Consider the following 19,385-nt stretch of genomic DNA (forward strand, 5'->3'; position numbering starts at 1 on the left):
CACATATATACGGCAAGGCAAAGCTGACGTGGTTTGAAGAGATTTTCGAAGAGTATAAAAGTAATCAATAGCCAGTAAAATAGCTCCTTCCAACCTTGGAAAGAAGCTATTTTTTATTGCTGCAATACTTTTCTTGGCTTGGTACCTTCAGCTGGACCGATGACACCTGCCATCTCAAGCTCTTCCATGAGACGGGTCGCACGGTTAAATCCAACTGACAAACGACGCTGAATCATAGATGCACTGGCTTTCTGAGTTTCGATTACCAAAGCCTTGGCTTCTTCAAAGAGCGGGTCACCACCAGATTCACCATCTGAAAATTCACCGTCGTTTTCAGAAACCTCACCTGGTTCAAAACTATCATCGTAGTCCGCATCTGCCTGAGCCTTGATGAAGTTCACAATGCGCTCAACATCGTCATCCGAGATAAAGGAGCCTTGGAGACGAACTGGATGATTTTCATCAATCGGTTTAAAGAGCATGTCTCCTCGACCAAGAAGTTTTTCTGCTCCATTTTCATCCAAAATCGTACGGGAGTCTGTTCCTGATGAAACCGCAAATGCTACACGAGATGGGACATTAGCCTTGATCAGACCAGAGATGACATCAACGGATGGACGCTGGGTTGCAAGAATCATGTGGATACCTGCAGCCCGCGCCTTCTGTCCAAGACGGATAATAGCATCTTCCACTTCCTTGCTTGCTACCATCATAAGGTCAGCCAACTCATCCACAATCACAACAATAAGTGGTAGTGGAATCTGCTTGTACTCAGACTGAGCATTAAACTCTTCTACCTTGGCATTAAAGCCTGCAATGTTACGAACTCCCACCTTGGCAAAGAGTTCATAACGATTTTCCATCTCATCCACAACCTTTTGCAGGGCCTTGCTGGCCTTGCGTGGATTGGTCACAACTGGAATCAAGAGGTGAGGAATGTCATTGTAAACAGACAACTCAACCATCTTGGGATCCACCATCATAAACTTGACCTGGTCGGGTCTTGCTTTCATCAGAATGCTAGCAATGATGCCATTAACAGCTACTGACTTCCCTGAACCTGTTGAACCTGCGACGAGCAAGTGGGGCATTTTGGAAAGGTCAAAAGCTCTTGCGGTGCCATTAACCGCCTTTCCTAGAGGAATTTCCAAGAGATTTTCTGCTTTCGTTTGAGATTGTTCCCATAGTTCGCGGAAGGATACAGTCGCAATCTCAGAGTTGGGTACTTCGATTCCAACTAAGGATTTCCCCGGGATAGGTGCTTCGATTCGGACATCCTTAGCAGCCAAGGCTAGAGCGAGGTCATCTGCTAGATTGGAAATGCGGTTGACCCGTACACCCACTGCTGGCTTAACTTCATATTTAGTCACCGATGGTCCAATTTCGGCCCGTTCAACTGTTACCTTAATACCAAAGCTAGCAAAGGTTTCTTCTAGAATTTTGATATTTTCCCGAACGATTTTCTTCTCTTTAGACTGGTCTTTGGGTTTATCTGGGGCAAAGAGTTGTAAGCTTGGAAGTTTGTATTCGAGGGCTTCCTTGGCTGAAAAATCGACCTGAACATCTTCATCGTCAGAGCCATCTTCCTGTTCAGGGAATTCAAGTTCAGCTTGAGGCAGGATGATTTCTGGTTCCACCCACTCTTCTTCTGGAACAGGAGGAACGTCAAGCACAACATCTTCTGTCAGAATTTCACCCGTTTCCATATCAATAGGAGGCAAATCGAGTAAGGCTTTTTCAGCTTCTTCTTGTTCTAATCTAGCCTCTTCCTCAGCCTTTTGGCGAGCTTTTTCTTCTTGTTTGACAAAGCGTTCCTCTTTTCGACGCTCGTGCCCTTCCCACCATTTAGCAAAGCCTCTACTGAAAAATTCAGCAATATCGTAAACAGACCAAGGGCTGACTAGGAGAGAACCCACTAAAATCAAGATAGAACCAATAAAGTAAGTGCCGATATTTGAAAAGAGAAAGGCGATTGGCATATAAAGAGCGACACCAATCAAGCCCCCACCAGCAAAACTAGTCGTTCGAAAACTAGTCAAATCCGTCACAACCTGAGCCATGGTTCCCTTTAGAACGGACTTATCCAAACCATATTTCCAAACCAAGTAGGCCTCAAAAATCAGGAGCAAGCCTGCAAATATGATGAAAAAGCCAGATAAGAGTCCTTCCTGTTTTCGTATCCACTTGAAAAAGAAGAGATAGAACAAGAGGCCAAATATTGCTAGATAAGCTAGGCTACCCACCAGCAAGCGAATTAAATTGTAAAGGGTTATACCTGCAGCCCCTAATTTGAAGGCTGCGAAAATCAATAAAATCGCGATTCCCAACGAAATCAACATTCGTTGGATCGCTTCTTTTCTCTCGAGTTCTGCTTTAGACGGTCTCCGTCTTGTTGTACTTGTATTCTTGTTTGCCATTCTTCTATTATACCATATTTCACAGGCATTTCGGAAAGAGAAAAAGACTGCACCAAACGGTCCAATCTTTTCATTTTATATCTATTTTTTATGCTTGGGGTTTGCGTAGGTAACCATAAACCACACCACTTACGATTGCCCCTACCAAGACAGAAACGAGGTAAAGGAGGGCATTTGAAGTAAGGGCGATAACGAAGATTCCTCCGTGTGGCGCCATGAGTTTGATACCAGTAAGACCAACGAGTCCACCTGCTACTGCTGAACCAAGGATGAAGCTTGGAATCGCACGAGCTGGGTCAGCTGCACCAAATGGAATCGCTCCCTCAGTGATAAATGACAAGCCCATGATGATGTTTGTCAAACCAGAGTTGCGTTCTTCCTTAGTAAATTTGTCTTTAAAGAGAAGAGTTGCGACAAAGATGGCAAGTGGCGGAACCATTCCTCCAGCCATAACTGCTGCCATGGCTACAGAACCACCTGAAGAAACAGTTGCTGCAAGCGTACCTGTCCCAAAGACATAAGCCGCTTTGTTGACTGGTCCCCCCATGTCAACAGCCATCATTCCACCAAGGACGATACCAAGAAGGACAGCTGAACCTCCTCCAAGACCGCCTAGGAAGTCATTCATAGCAGTATTGATTGCTGCCATTGGGATATTCACAGCTAGCATGACAAATCCAGTCAAGATTGTTCCAAGAAGTGGCAAAAGAAGAATTGATTTAGCACCTTCAAGTGAACGAGGAACTTTGACATATTTCTTGATAGCAAGAACCAAAGCACCTGCGATAAATCCACCAACAAGGGCACCTAGGAAACCAGATGAGACACCTGCAAGAGTTGAAGTTGCTTCACCACCTGCTGCATAAGGGATTTTACCAAAGGCAAAACCTTCTTTGGCAATAGCACCAGCCACGAAACCTGCTACCAAACCTGGTTTTTCAGCGATAGAGTAGGCAACATAACCTGCAAAAACTGGAAGCATCAAACCAAAGGCTGCACCACCGATTTTCATGAACATAGAAGCTAGCTCATGATAAGAACCAAGATTTCCAAGGTTTTCATTTGGCACACCCAAAGCACCATCAATCAAGAAGGCAAGGGCAATCATGATACCACCACCGATAACGAATGGTAACATTTGAGAGACACCACTCATCAAGTGTTTGTAGAAGGCACCACCAAGGCTTTGTTTTTCGTTAGAGGCTGTTGCAGCTTTTGCACCATTAGCGGCACGGTAGACTTCAGCATCTCCTGAAAGAGCCAAGTTGATCAATTCTTCTGTCTTACGGATACCGTCAGCAACTGGACGATTGATCAATGGTTTTCCATCAAATCGATCCATTTCAACTGCCTTGTCTGCTGCGATGATAACAGCTTTAGCCTTACGAATGTCTTCCGCAGTTAGTTGGTTACCAACACCGCTAGCACCGTTGGTTTCGACCTTAATTCCAACACCCATTTCAGCAGCAACTTTTTGTAGGGCTTCTTGGGCCATGTAAGTGTGGGCAATACCTGTCGTACAAGCTGTAACAGCTACGATAAAGTCTCCAGAGTTATTGGCAGGTGCTTGAACAGGCTCTTCAGTTTTTTCGGAAGCTTTGTCAAAAAGTTCAATGACTTGGTCAGCTGACGTTACTTGACGAAGTTTGTCAGCAAATCCGTCTTTCATCAAGTATTGAGACAATTCTGCCAATGCTGCCAAATGGGTGTCATTGGCACCTTCTGGAGCTGCAATCATGAAGAAGAGGTCAGTTGATTGTCCATCCAAGCTCTCGTAGTCAACACCCTTGTTTGACTTGGCAAAGAGAACTGTCGCTTCTTTGACAGCAGCATTTTTGCTGTGAGGCATTGCGATTCCGTCACCCAAACCTGTAGAAGTCAAAGCTTCACGCGCCAAAATGCCTTCTTTAAAAGTTTCAAAATCTGTTACATAACCGTGCTCTGTCAAATTTTTAATCATCTCGTCGATGACAGCTGTTTTTTCAGTTGCCTGCAAATCCAGCAACATGACATCTTTTCTCAATAGGTCTTGAATTTTCATCGTTTTTCTACCTCAACTTTTTCATATGTTTCTTTAATAAATTCCGCCGTTGCCAAATCATCTGAGAAGGTGGTTGCCGTTCCGCAAGCCACTCCCCATTTGAAGGCTTCTACTGCGTCTTTTGATTTGACAAATTCACCTGTGAATCCGGCAACCATAGAATCACCAGCTCCGACTGAATTTTTGACTGTTCCCTTGATTGGTTTAGCAAAGTAAGCTCCCTCAGATGTGACAAGAAGGGCACCGTCACCAGCCATAGAGATAATAACATTTTGAGCACCCTTAGCCAGTAACTCTCGAGCATATTTCTCAATTTGGTCCAAACTGTCAAGTTTAACCCCAAAGATAGCTCCAAGTTCATGATTGTTTGGTTTGACCAAAAGTGGCTGGTGGTCCAAACTATCAATCAAGGTCTGTCCTTCAAAGTCACAAACCACTTGCGCACCCGTCTGACGCGTCAAGGCAATCAAATCCTTGTAAATGACATTGCCCAGATTTTTAGCACTTGAACCCGCAAATACAACCGTGTCTTCTGAAGTCAAACTAGACAAAAAAGCTTTCAATTCTTCTAGCTGAGCCGGTTCAACATTTGGACCCGTTCCGTTGATTTCTGTTTCTTGGTCTGCTTTGATTTTAACATTGATACGAGTATCTTCTGCTACTTGGACAAAACGTGTCTCGATTGCTTCATCAGCCAAAGTATCTGTGATAAATTTACCAGTAAAGCCACCAATAAATCCCGTCGCTGTATTTGATATATCCAAGCGTTTCAAGACACGACTGACATTGATTCCTTTCCCACCAGCAAACTTATCATCACTGTCCATACGATTGACACTACCGACTTGGACTTGGTCCAAACGCACGATATAATCAATGGATGGATTGAGTGTGACTGTATAAATCATACTTCTATTACCTCCGTTTTCTCCTTAATAGCCTGCAAGAGCTCATGCCCTTGACTTGTGATAACAATAGCTCGTTTGATTGGTGCTACCTTGGCAAAGCAAGTTTGTCCAATTTTAGACGAATCCACCAAGACATAGGTCTGTTTGGCATTCTCCAAAATAGCACGTTTCACAGCTCCCTCTTCCATATCAGGAGTCGTATAATAACCATCGTCCACACCATTCATCCCGATAAAGGCACGGTCAAAGTGCAATTGGTTAATCTGGTTAAGAGCAACACCCCCGATGCTAGCATCTGTTGCCATCTTGACACTTCCTCCAACCATGACAGTTGGAATCTGCTTTTCAACCAACTGAGCGGCATGGTGAATCGAATTAGTCACGACTGTGACATTTTTATTAACCAATTCATGAATCAAAAAGGCTGTCGTTGTTCCAGCATCGATAAAGATGACATCTTGTTCCTTGATGAGAGAAGCTGCCTTCTGAGCAAGTAACTTCTTCTCTTGAAGGTTTTTGACAGATTTTTCTTGAATGGTTTCTTCTTCCTGCAAGGAGTGGGGTAATTCTGCTCCACCATGCACACGACGAAGCTTGTTTTCTGCTTCCAACTCATCCAAGTCTCTTCGAACCGTTGATTCTGAGGTCTCTAGCAAACTAACTAATTTTTCTAGAGAAACTACATGATGTTGATTTAACTCCTCTAAAATCAGTTGTTTACGTTCTGTTTTTAACACCGAATCACCTCCTGTTATCGTTTACACTATTCATTCTATCATACTTTATTTCAAAGTCAAGCATTTTTTATCATTTTCTTTCAAATTCTATCATTTTTTCTTATTTCTAGAATTTTTATTGCAAGATAAGTATCTTTATGGTAGACTATTTGAGTAAGTATTGGAAGATTACTCAAGAGGCTTAAGAGGCCGTGTTGGAAACGCGGTAGGCGTGTAACAGCGTGCGTGGGTTCGAATCCCATGTCTTCCGTAGAAAAGAAAAATTATTTCTAGGATGCAACAAATGTTGTATCCTTTTTTGTATCCCTTTTTTAAAAATAGGGTCTGTTTTAGGCTCTGTTTGTGACTCCTTTTTTCGCAAAAGAATACCAAGGAATACCAAAGACAAAAATAAAAAACGTTGATTTAACAACGTTTTACCAAGGAACGCAAAAGAATGCAAAGAAATAATGGAGCCGGTGGGAGTCGAACCCACGTCCAAACACCTGCCAACATATTTGTCTACAACCATAGGTTATGTATTATTTTAACAGTCCCTCGACACATAACTCAAGCCTAGAAACTGCGAGTCTATCAATCTCTTATCAAGCCGCTAGACAAGACTTGATCGTATCTCGCTAATAATAAGACCTGTCATTGAACACGAGCAATCCAAATCGGGTCACGCCTGCTGGTTTTTAGGCAGCTAGAGCGTAAGAAGTGTTATTTTTTGCAGTTATATTTAACTGAGCGTTTACGTCGCCACACGAGTCGCAAAATATGCCTCATAATGCCTGTCGAATCCGTAACGACCCCAAAAGACAATAAAACTATTATACCTTATCTAACACAAAAATGCAAAAAGGAAATCACATACCTAAAAAAGATACTATTCTAGAAATTTAGCAAACTGGGAAACTAACTACAACTTTCTCAGTGCATAACTTTACGATTGTGAATAGAGTTTACGAAATCCAATTAACACATACCTAAGATAAAGCTATCTGTTTTGAAGAAATTCACTAAGAAAATTATTCTAAAATACTTTCAGATGAGAATTTTCCTACTCTCTTTGTTTCAATTCATTTGAGTTTAAAAACTATAAAATAAATCCTTATATTATTCGGAATAATTTTCACTTATTAAACTAAAATAAATAGGTTCCATTCAAACTTTAATAGACTATGAAAACCAGTGGAACTTATCCTGACACGGAATTCCACTGGTTTTTTCGATTTTTATCAGATTAACTTCTACTATTTTTAGCTGTGAAAATTAGTTTAGGACTTTAACTTATTTTCAATCTTCTAATCTAAAGGCCACTTCCAGTAAAGAAAAATCAGGGATCTCCTGACTTTTACTTAGCTAATTCTCTTTCTCGTTCTTCATTATTTTATGATTTTCATACAAACGGGATAAGAACTTAGAAATTTCTTTCAAGATAGAATAGGTTGGCACTGCGACAATCATTCCAACTACACCATAGATATTGCTTGATAACAAAAGTAAAACCAAAATCGTGATTGGATGAACCTTCATAACACTTCCTACGATTCGAGGATATAAGATATTACCATCTACCTGCTGAACAACAAGCATATAAATCACTGCAATCAGCATTCTATGGGGATCAGTGAATATATTTGCAATAATCATAGGAATCAAACCAATACTTGGGCCCACATAAGGAATTAAATTGGCTACACCAGAAAAAATAGCAAAAACTAAAGCATATTTTAAACCAATAATACTATAGCCAATATAAGCCAAACAACCTATAATGATTGCGTCAATCGAAACTCCACTAATATAGCGAGCAATCGTCGCATTTAAATTCTTTAATAAGCCTGCAATATGCAAGCGATCCCTCTTTAGAATCGTTCTTTCAAGCATGGGCAAGAATTTATGTCCATCTAATAAGAAATAAACCAAAAAAACCGGAGTCATAATCAAAATCAAAACAGTACTGATAAGAGCTGACAAGACGCTCCCCACACTATTTGATACGCTATTTAGGATATTTTGAAGAATATCAACATAGGATAAGTTTAACTGCTGAATTGTAGCTTCTACATCCAAATTCTGGAGCGCAGGATAATTAGATAAGTCTATGATTAAGTCTTGTACTCGACTATAAATAGTTTGACTAGATATAATCAAACTAGATAACTGATTAATCAAAATAGGTAAGAGATAGACAACACCTATGACCATTCCCCAGACCAAAGCACACAAGGTAATTAAAATACCAAGCAAACGATTGAGTTTACAGACTTTATTTAAGAAAGTAACAATAGGGTTTGTCAAATAATAAAGAAAGCCCCCTAATAAAAATGGAATCATAATTGTATTAAGCACGCTAACAAAAGGGTTAATCAAAGACCCCATCTGTCTCCATAGGTAAAAGATGATTGTTAAGAGTAAAATTTCTGTGGTCCAAAAAAATAATTTATTTCTACGAAACATGAGTTACCTCCCTCACTCTATTTTACCATATTTTCAAAAAGCTTAACGGATGAATTATTAAAGCAAGAATATTTTTTTTCTTTATGATAGAATAAGACTACTATGAAAAAAATATTTTTAACTTTATTAACTGTCTCCCTTTTAGGAGGTGCTTCTACTGTTGCTGCTCAAGATTTTAATATTGCTGCAAAACATGCCATTGCTGTTGAGGCAAATACTGGTAAAATTCTCTATGAGAAGGATGCAACGCAACCTGTCGAAATTGCTTCCATAACAAAATTGATTACTGTTTATCTAGTCTATGAAGCTCTGGAAAATGGAAGTATCACACTATCCACCCCAGTAGATATTTCTGATTATCCTTATCAATTGACGACAAATTCTGAAGCCAGTAATGTTCCTATGGAGGCCCGTAATTATACTGTCGAAGAGTTGCTTGAAGCAACTCTGGTATCTAGTGCCAACAGCGCCGCTATTGCCCTAGCTGAGAAAATTGCTGGCTCTGAAAAAAACTTCGTTGATATGATGCGAGCAAAACTCTTGGAATGGGGAATCAAAGATGCCACTGTTGTCAATACAACTGGTCTGAACAACGAGACTCTAGGAGATAATATTTACCCGGGCTCAAAAAAAGATGATGAAAACAAGCTCAGTGCTTATGATGTCGCTATCGTTGCCCGCAACCTCATCAAAAAATACCCACAAGTTTTGGAAATCACCAAAAAACCTTCTTCTACTTTTGATGGGATAACAATCACTTCAACCAACTACATGTTAGAAGGTATGCCTGCTTACCGTGGTGGTTTTGATGGACTGAAAACAGGAACAACAGATAAGGCTGGAGAGTCTTTTGTTGGTACTACTGTCGAAAAAGGCATGAGAGTCATCACAGTTGTTTTAAATGCAGACCATCAAGACAATAATCCTTACGCTCGGTTTACAGCTACATCTTCACTAATGGATTATATTTCTTCAACATTTACACTTCGCAAAATCGTTCAGCAAGGCGATGCCTATCAAGATAGCAAAACCCCTGTACAAGATGGAAAAGAAGATACGGTCACTGCAGTGGCCCCAGAGGATATCTATCTAATTGAACGTGTTGGGAATCAATCTTCCCAATCTGTTCAATTCACACCTGATTCCAAAGCAATCCCAGCACCACTTGAAGCTGGAACAGTGGTTGGCCATTTAACTTACGAAGACAAGGACTTGATCGGTCAAGGTTACATCACCACAGAGCGCCCTAGTTTCGAAATGGTTGCAGACAAGAAAATTGAAAAAGCCTTCTTCTTAAAAGTTTGGTGGAATCAGTTTGTCCGCTTTGTTAACGAGAAATTATAAAAAAATCGCGATTTAAACCGCGATTTTTTTTATTACAAATTCATCTTCAAAGTTCTTGATTTTGAGTAGATCTAATGCTCAATGAAAATCAAAGAGTAAACTAGGAAGCTAGCCGTAGGTTGCTCAAAGCACCGCTTTGAGGTTGTAGATAAAGCTGACGTGGTTTACACTTTGATTTTCGAATAGTATCAAAGTCCTTGATTTTGAGTATATCTAAAATCAAATTTTACCCAACTGACCCTTCCATCTCATAGCTAATCAAGCGGTTCAGCTCAACAGCATACTCCATTGGAAGCTCTTTTGTGAAGGGCTCCACAAATCCCATAACAATCATTTCTGTCGCTTCTGATTCTGACAATCCACGACTCATGAGGTAATACAATTGTTCTTCTGAAATCTTAGAAACCTTAGCTTCGTGTTCCAAAGCAACTTGCGAGTTGTGGATTTCATTAAATGGAATAGTATCTGATGCCGACAAGTCATCCATGATAATGGTATCACATTCAATGTGAGAAACAGATTTCTTAGAGTTCTTGTTAAAGGTTACTTGACCACGGTAGTCAACCTTTCCTCCGCCTTTAGCGATGGATTTAGACACGATAGACGAACTAGTATGTGGAGCATTGTGAATCATCTTGGCACCAGTGTCCTGGTGTTGTCCTGCATTAGCAAAGGCAATAGAAAGCATAGTACCACGCGCCCCTTCTCCATCTAGGCAAACAGATGGGTATTTCATGGTTGTTTTGGCACCCAAGTTTCCATCAATCCACTCAACAGTCGCATCTTTCAAGGCTCTGGCACGTTTCGTTACCAAGTTATAGACGTTGTCAGACCAGTTTTGAATGGTTGTATAACGCATATAAGCTCCTTTTAAGGAAAAGATTTCTACAATGGCAGCATGCAAGCTGTTACTTGAATATGTTGGCGCTGTACACCCTTCAACGTAGTGGACACTTGCTCCCTCATCAACGATAATCAAGGTACGTTCAAACTGACCTGTATTTTCGTTGTTGATACGGAAGTAAGTTTGAAGTGGAATATCCACTTTGACCCCTTTTGGTACATAGATAAAGGTTCCACCTGACCATACTGCCGAATTGAGGGCAGCCAACTTATTATCTGTTGGTGGTACCAACTTAGCAAAGTATTGTTTAAACAAATCTGGGTATTCCTTGAGAGCAGAATCCGTATCTGTAAAGATAATACCTAACTTCTCAAATTCTTCCTTCATGTTATGGTAAACTACTTCGGACTCATACTGGGCAGAAGCTCCAGCAAGATAAGCACGTTCAGCTTCTGGAATCCCAATACGTTCAAAGGTTTCTTTAATTTTTTCAGGAACCTCATCCCAGGAACGAGCTGGTTTATCAGATGGTTTTTGGTAGTAGATTAAGTCATCAAAATCAATCTCTGATAAGTCTGCTCCCCAAGTTTGCATGGGCATTTTTTTGAAGGTTTCATAAGACTTCAAACGGAATTCTAACATCCACTCAGGTTCTCCCTTGGCAGCTGATAGTTCACGAATGACATCCTCATTCAATCCTTTTCCTGTCGATAGGACAGGCTCTACATCATCATGGAAACCAAATTTATATTCACCAAGATCAATTGGTTTTGGTTCTACTCTTTCTTCAGCCATAATATCCTTTCTTTCATTCTTCATTTCTACTGATTCATAAGACAAAAGAAACTTGTCTTATTTGTTTTCTTGATTTTCAATTGTTTTCTTAAGGGCATTCCAAGCTAGGGTTGCACACTTAATTCGTTGCGGGAATTTGGCAACACCTGACAAGAAAGCTGCATCGCCTAGTTGGTCTTGGCGTTCATCTTTTTGCCCTTGAACCATTTCAGAAAAAATAGTCGCAAGTTCTAAAATTTCTTGTTTGGTTTTTCCTAAAACGGCATCTGTCATCATACTAGCAGAGGCAGTTGAGATGGTACAACCTGAGTTTAGAAAAGCAATATCTTCCAAACAGTCCTCTGAGTCAAACTTGACAGAGAGGTTGATAACATCCCCACAGGTCGGATTGTTGAGACTGATTTGTTCAACGTCTTCTAACTTCCCTTGGTGATGTGGATTTTTCGAATGATCCGCTACCACTGCCATATAGAGGCTATCTAGTTTAGAAAGTGCCATTGAAAAACTCCTTTGTCTTTTGTAAGGCATCGACTAGCTTGTCGCAATCTGCCTTGGTATTGTAGATATAAAAACTTGCACGAGCTGTTGCTGGGACTTCTAAATACTGAAGCAAGGGTTGCGCACAATGATGGCCCGCACGAACGGCTACTCCCTCATAATCCAAAGCAGTCGCTAGGTCGTGCGGATGGAGATCACCTAGGTTAAAGGCAATAACACCCGAACGTTGAGCCAAGTCCTGTGAACCATAAATGGTCAGTCCTTCAATCGCCTGCAGTTTTGGATAGACGTATGCAATCAATTCCTGTTCATGAGCTTCAATCTCATCCATACCAATGTTTTCTAGGTAATCCACTGCTGCTGCAAGTCCAATGGCTCCTGCCATATTTGGCGTTCCAGCCTCGAATTTCCAAGGTAATTCCTTCCAACTAGCAGATTGCTCGTAGACAAAATCAATCATCTCGCCGCCAAATTCAAGGGGTGACATTTGTTCTAAATACTTCTCTTTTCCGTACAGAACACCGATACCAGTCGGACCAGCCATCTTGTGACCTGAAAAGGCAAAGAAGTCCACATCCAAGTCCTGGACATCGATCTGCATATGAGGCGTAGATTGAGCACCATCCACCACCATGATGGCACCAACTTGGTGGGCCATTTGAGTAATTTCCTTAATTGGATTGACGACACCAAGAACATTTGAAGCATGAGCAAGGGAGACAAACTTAACCTTATCAGTCAATTTAACTCGCAAATCCTCCATATCCAAGGCACCGTCCTTAAGATAGACATAGACAAGCTCTGCCCCAGTCTTACGGCAGGCTTCCTGCCATGGAATGATATTGGAATGGTGTTCCATGACGGAAATCAAGACCTGGTCTCCCTCAGTCAAGACTTCCTCAGCATAACGCGCTACCCAATTAAGACTGGTTGTCGTTCCTCTGGTAAAGAGAACTTCCTTTGTAGAGCCTGCATTGATAAACTTAGCAATAGTTTCACGAGCCGCCTCATAAGAAGCTGTCGCCCGTTCTGCCAAAGTATGAACACCGCGATGAACATTGGCATTGTCCTGCTCATAGTAGCGGTTGATTGTTTCCAGAACTGCTAGTGGTTTTTGTGTCGTCGCAGCATTGTCCAGATAGACCAGAGGTTCATCATTAACAATCTGGTCTAAAATTGGAAAATCCTTGCGAATCGCTTCCACATCTAACATAGGCTTCCCCTTAGCGTTTTGACAATTTTTCTTCGATAGTTGCAATCATTTCATCACGAACTTCCTTAACTGGAATCTCAACGATAACAGATCCAAGGAAACCACGAACAACCAAACGCTCTGCAGTTGCCTTGTCCAAGCCTCGGCTCATGAGGTAGTACATGTCTTCTGGATCTACCTGACCAATAGAGGCTGCGTGTCCTGCAGTTACGTCATTTTCATCAATCAAAAGAATTGGATTGGCATCTGAACGCGCTTGGTCTGAAAGCATGAGCACACGGCTCTCTTGTTGGGCATCTGCTCCCTTAGCACCCTTAATGATGTGGCCGATACCATTGAAAGTCAAAGTTGCTTTTTCAAGGATAACCCCATGTTGGAGGATATTTCCGATTGAGTTGCAGCCATAGTTTGTTACGCGAGTGTCAATTCCTTGCACCTGACGGCCACTTGAAAGAGCTACAACTTTCAGGTCAGCATGGCTACCGTTACCAAGCAAGTCACTATCAAAGTCAGCAACGACGTTTCCTTCGTTCATGACACCGATTGCCCAGTCAATACTTGCATCGTTGCCTAATTTACCACGACGGCTAATATAGGCAGTAACGTTTTCACCTAGACGGTCGATAGCCGCAAACTTGACTTGAGCACCAGAACGTGCAATTACTTCTACTGTGATATTAGCAGTTGCTTTGGCACTTCCTTCACCGCGTGACTCTAAACGCTCCAGATAACTAATCTTAGAATTTTTACCAGCGATAATCATAATATGCTTGTTAAACGGCACATCGCTATCGCTGTCTTGATAGAAAATCCCTTCGATTGGTTCAGCAATTTCCACGTTATCAGGAATATAGAGAACAGCACCACTATTGAAATAAGCTGTATGGTAGGCTGCCAACTTATCATCGTCATACTTGACAGATGACATGAAGAATTCCTCAACAAGCTCTGGAATTTCTTCTAAAGCTGAGTGGAAGTCTGTAAAGATGATACCCTGTTCAGCCAACTCAACTGGAATTTGCTCAAAAACAGTTTGCGTTCCTACTTGCACCAACTTCAAGTGGTTATCTAGTGCAGTGAAATCTGGAACATTTGCTGATGGCTCGCTTTCTGTAATCGTCCCATCCCCCAGATTCCAACGGTGGAATTTGACACGCTCAATAACTGGTAATTCTAAACTCTCAATCTTATCAAAAGCTTTTTGACGGAGGTCAGCCAACCAGCTTGGTTCAGCGTGCATTTCTGAAAAAAGTTTAATATTTTCTTTAGTCATTTACTTCTCCTAAAAGATACGAGGGAATTACAATTCTTCCTTGTAGTCGTAGCCAAGTTCTTCAGCTAGTTTTGCGTATCCTTCACGTTCCAAACGTGCAGCCAATTCTGGACCACCTGAAAGGACAACACGCCCTTCCATCATCACGTGTACCACATCAGGTGTGATGTAGTTCAAAAGACGTTGGTAGTGAGTGATGATCATAGCACCAAAGCCTTCACCACGCATAGCATTCACACCTTTAGAAACAACTTTAAGGGCATCAATATCAAGACCTGAGTCAATCTCATCCAAAAGAGCAAAAGTTGGTTCCAACATCAAGAGTTGAAGAATTTCATTACGTTTTTTCTCACCACCAGAGAAACCTTCGTTGAGGTAACGCTCTGCCATTTCTTCTTTCATGTTGAGCAATTCCATTTTTTCATCTAGCTTAGTAATAAACTCACGAACTGAAATCTTCTCATCATCTTCTTTACCAGCATTCATAGCGGCACGAAGAAACTCAGCGTTAGTAATACCAGGAATTTCTGATGGGTATTGCATAGCAAGGAAAAGTCCCATACGCGCACGCTCATCCACTTCCAACTCAAGGATGTTTACGCCATCAAACAAAACTTCACCTTTAGTTACTTCATAGTTTGGATTTCCCATGATAGCGGCAGAAAGAGTCGATTTACCTGTACCATTTGGTCCCATGATAGCGGCAATTTCTCCTGTTTTCAGGGTCAGGTTCACCCCTTTTAAAATTTCTTTTCCTTCAATCTCAACGTGAAGATCTTTGATTTCTAATACTGACATGATAGTTCCTTTCTTTTTCAAGGCCTTTACAGTACTTACTAGAAACATACTTGATTTCCCTAGAAAGTACGGTAATACTCAATGAAAATCAAAGAGCAAACTAGGAGGCTAGCCGCAGGTTGCTCAAAGCACCGCTTTGAGGTTGCAGATAAAGCTGACGTGGTTTGAAGAGATTTTCGAAGAGTATAAAAGGTCTATAAATATACTTTTATAGTATAACAAAAAAAAGCCTAAAAGGCTTTGATTTTGTCTGGAAGCTGAGGGCTAGTCTTTCCTATTAAAATGCTGATCGATGACATCAACGATTTTGCCCATCACATAACTGACTCGGAAATTTCTGAAGAGTAAAATTGCCCAAAAGGCTGCCATAATATAGCGACCAGTCATCCAAGCTTCATTGAAAAAATAGGTCTCAGCAGCTGTAAACAGCGCGATTATAATAAATTGTTGTCTATTCATAAACTTATTGTATCATGAAATCTTTCTTTAGTCTTCCTCTACCTTCACTTTATCAGCCAAAAATTCAAATCCTTCTGGAATCAGACTTTCTTCTGCTTCTTTTTCAGTTTGAGAAGATTTGGCTTTAGCTGAAAAGGCTGCGCGAACTTCTTTCCATTCCTCCATGGAAATGGCTAAAATCTCAGGTGAAAAACCTGCTGCCTGACTGAGGATGTTACCAAACATGGTGTTAAGATTATCTCGTTTCATGGTTTGACCAGCATTGAAGTTAGACTCAAAAGCAAGAATAGCATGGTGTTCATTGGCCGCAACCGGTTGAGAACCAACTAGCAAAGCCTTATCAGGGCCTCCTAGACTTTCAATTACCTCTCCCCAGGCATTCTGCAAACGAATCAGGTTTTGACGTGCCAAATCAGGATTTTCGACAGCCTCTTGTAAGATAGATTGCACTTTATTGCGATCAACACGATAGACTGTTTTGCCCGTAGCTGGTCGACTAGGAGCCGGTGCAACTTGTTTAGGAACCGCACCTACATTAGAAAGCTCTTGTTTGAGACGTGCAATTTCCTGTCTCAGTGCAGAAATTTCACTTTCAACTGCACCAGAAAGAGCTGGTTCGGGCTTGATTTCCGCCAAACGGATGGTCATCATTTCAGCATAAATCTTGGGCTGCAAACTAGACTTAATATCTGCTAAACTCACTGTCGCTAAGCGAATCATTTCAAACAGATTTTCTTGAGGAAGTGCCAAATTTTCTACAAAGACTGGACTATGATGAGTATTTTCTCCCCCTGTTTGAACAATTAACAAGTCTCTTAAATAGTGCAAAAGATCGGTCACAAAACGAGTCATGCTCTTACCATTGTCAAAGAGAAGATTTAAGCAAGCTAATGCTTTGGGAACATCCTGCTGGGACAAGGCAGCCACATAATCATCTAAGGCTGATAGGCTAATAGTGCCAGTAATTTCTTCAGAGATGGCAGTCGTCAGCTCATTTCCCTGTGTCAAACTCAGGGCTTGATCCAAAATAGACAAGGCGTCTCGCATTCCACCTTCAGCCCGTCTGGCAATGATTTCCACAGCCTCTGGCTCAGAACTGATATTTTCTTTTTCTAAGATATAGCGGATATGTTCCTTAATATCCTGTGTTTTAATCGATTTAAATTCAAAACGTTGGACACGGGATAGAATAGTCGCAGGAATCTTGTGCAATTCAGTAGTAGCCAAAATAAAGACCACATTCTGTGTTGGCTCTTCCAACGTCTTTAGAAGGGCATTAAAAGCCCCTGTAGACAGCATGTGAACCTCATCTATGATGTAAACCTTATAACGAGCAAGGCTAGGCGCATAGGTAGATTTATCACGAATTTCGCGAATTTCATCCACCCCATTATTAGAGGCTGCATCCATTTCAATGACATCTTCTAAACTACCGTCCGTCACTGCCTGACAAATATAGCAGTTATTACAAGGTTCACCACCCACTTGATTGGGACAGTTCATAGCTTTGGCAAAAATCTTAGCTACACTGGTTTTTCCCGTTCCACGTGGACCAGAAAAAAGATAGGCATGACTTATTTTCTCTTGTTCTACTGCTTGTTTAAGAGTCTTAGCCACAACTTCTTGACCAACCAACTGGGAGAAGTTTTGACTTCTATATTTTCGATAAAGTGCTTGATACATTAAGATTTTTCCCCAAACATTGTAAAGTCCCATGCTGTCTTTTCAAGCAAAATAGCGACAAATTGTTCCAAATAATCTCGATCCATTGCATCGTAATCCTCAATCTCTGAAGAATCCAGATCCAGAACTCCAAGTAGTTGGCCATTCTTCATCATCGGCACCACAATTTCACTTTTAGCTAGACTATCACAAGAAATATAGTTGGGATAGGTCCTTACATCACCAACCAGGACTGTTTCCTGAAAGTGAGCTGCCTCACCACAAACACCCTTACCTAGTGCAATACGGATGCAGGAAACACCTCCTTGGAAGGGACCTAAAACCAATTCCTTTCCATCGAACAGATAAAAGCCTGCAAATACGGTATTAGGAAAACGTGATTTTATGAGAGCACTGGCGTTGGAAAGATTAGCCAAAACATTGGTTTCGCCTTCCAATAGGAAGGACAATTCTTCATTTAACATTTGATAACGTGATTGTTTTTCTGATTTTAACATAGAACTATTATATCAAAAAAGGAGCAGAGACAAAAGAAAAAATCCCTTGTTTAGTAAACAAAGGATTTTGTGAATTTTCAATTTGATTAAAGTTCGATATCACCAAACAAATCAGCCATTGAAAATCCTGTTTGTGTTTCTGGAAGTTCGAAATCACGCTTCTCTTGACGTCTTGGACGACGTGGACGAGCAGCACGTTTTTCTTCTTTTTGTCCTTCTTCTTGAGCTGGACGTTCTTCAAGAGCTTTAATAGAAAGTGATACACGCTCTGCATCTGCGTTAACTTCAAGAACTTTAACTTGAACTTCTTGACCAACTTTAAGAGCTTCTTTTGGATTTTCAATACGTTTGTGTGAAATTTGTGATACGTGAACAAGTCCATCGATACCTGGCAATACTTCAACAAATGCACCGAAGTCAGTCAAACGTTTAACTGTTCCTTCTACTACATCACCTTTAGCCAATTTTTGCTCAACACCATCCCATGGTCCTGGTACTGTTGCTTTAAGTGAAAGTGATACACGTCCTTCTTCTTCGTTAAGATCAAGGATTTTCACTTCAATTTCTTCACCAACAGTTACAACTGATTTTGGTGAAACGTTACGTTCATGTGACAATTCAGTCAAGTGAACCAATCCGTCAACACCACCAAGGTCGATGAAAGCACCGAAACTTGTGATACGAGCAACTTTACCAGTTACAACATCACCAACAGCAAATTTACCAAATACTTCAGCGCGAGCTGCTGCTGTAGCTGCTTCAACAACTTCACGACGTGAAAGGATGAAGCGGTTTTCTTTAGCATCAACTTCTTTGATTTTAGCATCAACTTCTTTGATTTTAGCGTCAAATTCTTGACCTACAAAACGCTCAGTGTTACGTACGAAACGAGTATCCAACATTGAAGCTGGGATAAATCCACGAACACCTTCAAATTCTACTGAAAGTCCACCTTTAACGGCACGAGTTCCTTTAACAGTAACAACTTCTTCTTCGCGACCAACAAGTTTGTCCCATGCTTTGCGAGCTTCAAGGCGTTTTTTAGATACAAGGTATGTAACTGTATCAGTATCTTTACCAACTACTTGACGAAGTACAAGAACATCCAATACTTCTCCTACTTTAACAAAGTCATTGATATCTGCATCGCGATCGTTTGTCAATTCGCGAAGAGTCAAGACACCTTCAACACCAGTTCCAGAGATTGCAACGTTAGCTTGAGTCGCATCAACTGTCAATACTTCAGCACTAACAACATCACCAGTCTCAACTTGGCTAACGCTATTTAGCAAATCTTCAAATTCGTTCATCTAAAAAATCCTCCAACAATCAAGTTTTTTCTTAAACTTGACATACTTATAATTTTTTTCCTAAGCACTCGCAAGGACATGTTCATATCGTTCACGTCTTTCAATTATAAAAATAAAATACCC

Annotated in this window: 15 protein-coding genes, 1 tRNA gene and 1 other RNA gene; 2 read left to right on the plus strand and 15 right to left on the minus strand. The window is 40.9% G+C overall.

The genetic code is table 11. The features are described 5' to 3' along the window. Positions 1 to 113 precede the first annotated feature (113 nt). The 4 genes from HT701_RS02140 to HT701_RS02155 all read right to left on the minus strand — a co-directional run bounded on the left by HT701_RS02140 (position 114) and on the right by HT701_RS02155 (position 6,103). Positions 114 to 2,417 carry a DNA translocase FtsK gene (locus HT701_RS02140; protein ID WP_119919826.1) on the minus strand — a complete coding sequence of 768 codons (2,304 nt, stop codon included), beginning with the start codon at positions 2,415 to 2,417 and terminating at the stop codon, positions 114 to 116. A gap of 88 nt (positions 2,418 to 2,505) precedes the next feature. Beyond that, positions 2,506 to 4,458: a fructose-specific PTS transporter subunit EIIC gene (locus tag HT701_RS02145; RefSeq protein WP_172931173.1), complete on the minus strand. Its 1,953-nt coding sequence runs from the start codon at positions 4,456 to 4,458 to the stop codon at positions 2,506 to 2,508. Continuing rightward, the gene (gene pfkB, locus HT701_RS02150) at positions 4,455 to 5,366 is read right to left on the minus strand and encodes a 1-phosphofructokinase (RefSeq protein WP_172931174.1); all 912 of its coding nucleotides are present in this window, start codon (positions 5,364 to 5,366) and stop codon (positions 4,455 to 4,457) included. Before pfkB ends, HT701_RS02145 begins: the two co-directional genes overlap by 4 nt. Further along, on the minus strand, positions 5,363 to 6,103 hold the full coding sequence (locus tag HT701_RS02155) for a DeoR family transcriptional regulator (protein ID WP_172931175.1): 741 nt from the start codon (positions 6,101 to 6,103) through the stop codon (positions 5,363 to 5,365). Before HT701_RS02155 ends, pfkB begins: the two co-directional genes overlap by 4 nt. Positions 6,104 to 6,265: 162 nt before the next feature. On the opposite strand from HT701_RS02155, the gene HT701_RS02160 reads away from it, so the two are divergent. Next, positions 6,266 to 6,353, plus strand: a tRNA-Ser gene (locus tag HT701_RS02160). 197 nt (positions 6,354 to 6,550) lie between these two features. On the opposite strand, the gene ssrA is transcribed toward HT701_RS02160, so the two are convergent. Both ssrA and cozE read right to left on the minus strand, forming a co-directional pair. Then, positions 6,551 to 6,898, minus strand: a transfer-messenger RNA (tmRNA) gene (gene ssrA, locus HT701_RS02165). A gap of 549 nt (positions 6,899 to 7,447) precedes the next feature. Continuing rightward, entirely contained in the window at positions 7,448 to 8,548 is a 1,101-nt protein-coding gene (gene cozE, locus HT701_RS02170) for a cell elongation protein CozE (RefSeq protein ID WP_172931176.1), read from the minus strand. 102 nt (positions 8,549 to 8,650) lie between these two features. Between cozE and pbp3 the strand changes: the two genes are divergently transcribed. Beyond that, positions 8,651 to 9,892: a D-alanyl-D-alanine carboxypeptidase PBP3 gene (gene pbp3 / locus HT701_RS02175; protein ID WP_172931177.1), complete on the plus strand. Its 1,242-nt coding sequence runs from the start codon at positions 8,651 to 8,653 to the stop codon at positions 9,890 to 9,892. Positions 9,893 to 10,118: 226 nt separating this feature from the next. Here pbp3 and sufB read toward each other — a convergent pair whose 3' ends face one another. The 9 genes from sufB to rpsA form a co-directional block, all read right to left on the minus strand. Next, positions 10,119 to 11,531, minus strand: a complete 1,413-nt coding sequence (gene sufB, locus HT701_RS02180) for a Fe-S cluster assembly protein SufB (protein WP_119943161.1) — start codon at positions 11,529 to 11,531, stop codon at positions 10,119 to 10,121. 57 nt (positions 11,532 to 11,588) lie between these two features. Further along, the gene (gene sufU, locus HT701_RS02185; RefSeq protein ID WP_119948105.1) at positions 11,589 to 12,029 is read right to left on the minus strand and encodes a Fe-S cluster assembly sulfur transfer protein SufU; all 441 of its coding nucleotides are present in this window, start codon (positions 12,027 to 12,029) and stop codon (positions 11,589 to 11,591) included. Continuing rightward, a complete protein-coding gene (locus tag HT701_RS02190; protein WP_119919820.1) occupies positions 12,016 to 13,242 on the minus strand; it encodes a cysteine desulfurase in 1,227 nt (408 codons plus the stop codon). The genes sufU and HT701_RS02190 overlap by 14 nt, the downstream gene beginning before the upstream one ends. A 10-nt stretch (positions 13,243 to 13,252) precedes the next feature. Further along, a complete protein-coding gene (sufD, locus tag HT701_RS02195) occupies positions 13,253 to 14,515 on the minus strand; it encodes a Fe-S cluster assembly protein SufD (RefSeq protein ID WP_050219083.1) in 1,263 nt (420 codons plus the stop codon). Positions 14,516 to 14,542: 27 nt separating this feature from the next. Continuing rightward, a complete protein-coding gene (gene sufC / locus HT701_RS02200) occupies positions 14,543 to 15,313 on the minus strand; it encodes a Fe-S cluster assembly ATPase SufC (RefSeq protein ID WP_000114489.1) in 771 nt (256 codons plus the stop codon). Between the two features lie 264 nt (positions 15,314 to 15,577). Then, positions 15,578 to 15,772, minus strand: a complete 195-nt coding sequence (locus tag HT701_RS02205) for a DUF3272 domain-containing protein (protein ID WP_119943155.1) — start codon at positions 15,770 to 15,772, stop codon at positions 15,578 to 15,580. A 27-nt stretch (positions 15,773 to 15,799) separates the two neighbouring features. Further along, positions 15,800 to 17,455 (minus strand): DNA polymerase III subunit gamma/tau, encoded by a 1,656-nt coding sequence (dnaX, locus tag HT701_RS02210; RefSeq protein ID WP_100104062.1) that lies wholly within the window; start codon positions 17,453 to 17,455, stop codon positions 15,800 to 15,802. Then, entirely contained in the window at positions 17,455 to 17,952 is a 498-nt protein-coding gene (locus HT701_RS02215) for a GAF domain-containing protein (protein ID WP_023940982.1), read from the minus strand. Before HT701_RS02215 ends, dnaX begins: the two co-directional genes overlap by 1 nt. 86 nt (positions 17,953 to 18,038) lie before the next feature. Continuing rightward, positions 18,039 to 19,262, minus strand: coding sequence for a 30S ribosomal protein S1 (gene rpsA / locus HT701_RS02220; RefSeq protein WP_172931178.1), 1,224 nt, complete (start codon positions 19,260 to 19,262; stop codon positions 18,039 to 18,041). Positions 19,263 to 19,385 lie beyond the last annotated feature (123 nt).

This window comes from Streptococcus sp. 10824 (assembly GCF_013276595.1).
GTDB lineage: Bacteria > Bacillota > Bacilli > Lactobacillales > Streptococcaceae > Streptococcus > Streptococcus pseudopneumoniae.

Excerpts from the sequence above, each read along its gene's own strand:
- HT701_RS02140 (WP_119919826.1), bottom strand. The coding sequence starts at position 2,417 with ATGGCAAACAAGAATACAAGTACAACAAGACGGAGACCGTCTAAAGCA.
- HT701_RS02145 (WP_172931173.1), bottom strand. The coding sequence starts at position 4,458 with ATGAAAATTCAAGACCTATTGAGAAAAGATGTCATGTTGCTGGATTTG.
- pfkB (WP_172931174.1), bottom strand. The coding sequence starts at position 5,366 with ATGATTTATACAGTCACACTCAATCCATCCATTGATTATATCGTGCGT.
- cozE (WP_172931176.1), bottom strand. The coding sequence starts at position 8,548 with ATGTTTCGTAGAAATAAATTATTTTTTTGGACCACAGAAATTTTACTC.
- pbp3 (WP_172931177.1), top strand. The coding sequence starts at position 8,651 with ATGAAAAAAATATTTTTAACTTTATTAACTGTCTCCCTTTTAGGAGGT.
- sufB (WP_119943161.1), bottom strand. The coding sequence starts at position 11,531 with ATGGCTGAAGAAAGAGTAGAACCAAAACCAATTGATCTTGGTGAATAT.
- sufU (WP_119948105.1), bottom strand. The coding sequence starts at position 12,029 with ATGGCACTTTCTAAACTAGATAGCCTCTATATGGCAGTGGTAGCGGAT.
- HT701_RS02190 (WP_119919820.1), bottom strand. The coding sequence starts at position 13,242 with ATGTTAGATGTGGAAGCGATTCGCAAGGATTTTCCAATTTTAGACCAG.
- sufD (WP_050219083.1), bottom strand. The coding sequence starts at position 14,515 with ATGACTAAAGAAAATATTAAACTTTTTTCAGAAATGCACGCTGAACCA.
- sufC (WP_000114489.1), bottom strand. The coding sequence starts at position 15,313 with ATGTCAGTATTAGAAATCAAAGATCTTCACGTTGAGATTGAAGGAAAA.
- HT701_RS02205 (WP_119943155.1), bottom strand. The coding sequence starts at position 15,772 with ATGAATAGACAACAATTTATTATAATCGCGCTGTTTACAGCTGCTGAG.
- dnaX (WP_100104062.1), bottom strand. The coding sequence starts at position 17,455 with ATGTATCAAGCACTTTATCGAAAATATAGAAGTCAAAACTTCTCCCAG.
- HT701_RS02215 (WP_023940982.1), bottom strand. The coding sequence starts at position 17,952 with ATGTTAAAATCAGAAAAACAATCACGTTATCAAATGTTAAATGAAGAA.
- rpsA (WP_172931178.1), bottom strand. The coding sequence starts at position 19,262 with ATGAACGAATTTGAAGATTTGCTAAATAGCGTTAGCCAAGTTGAGACT.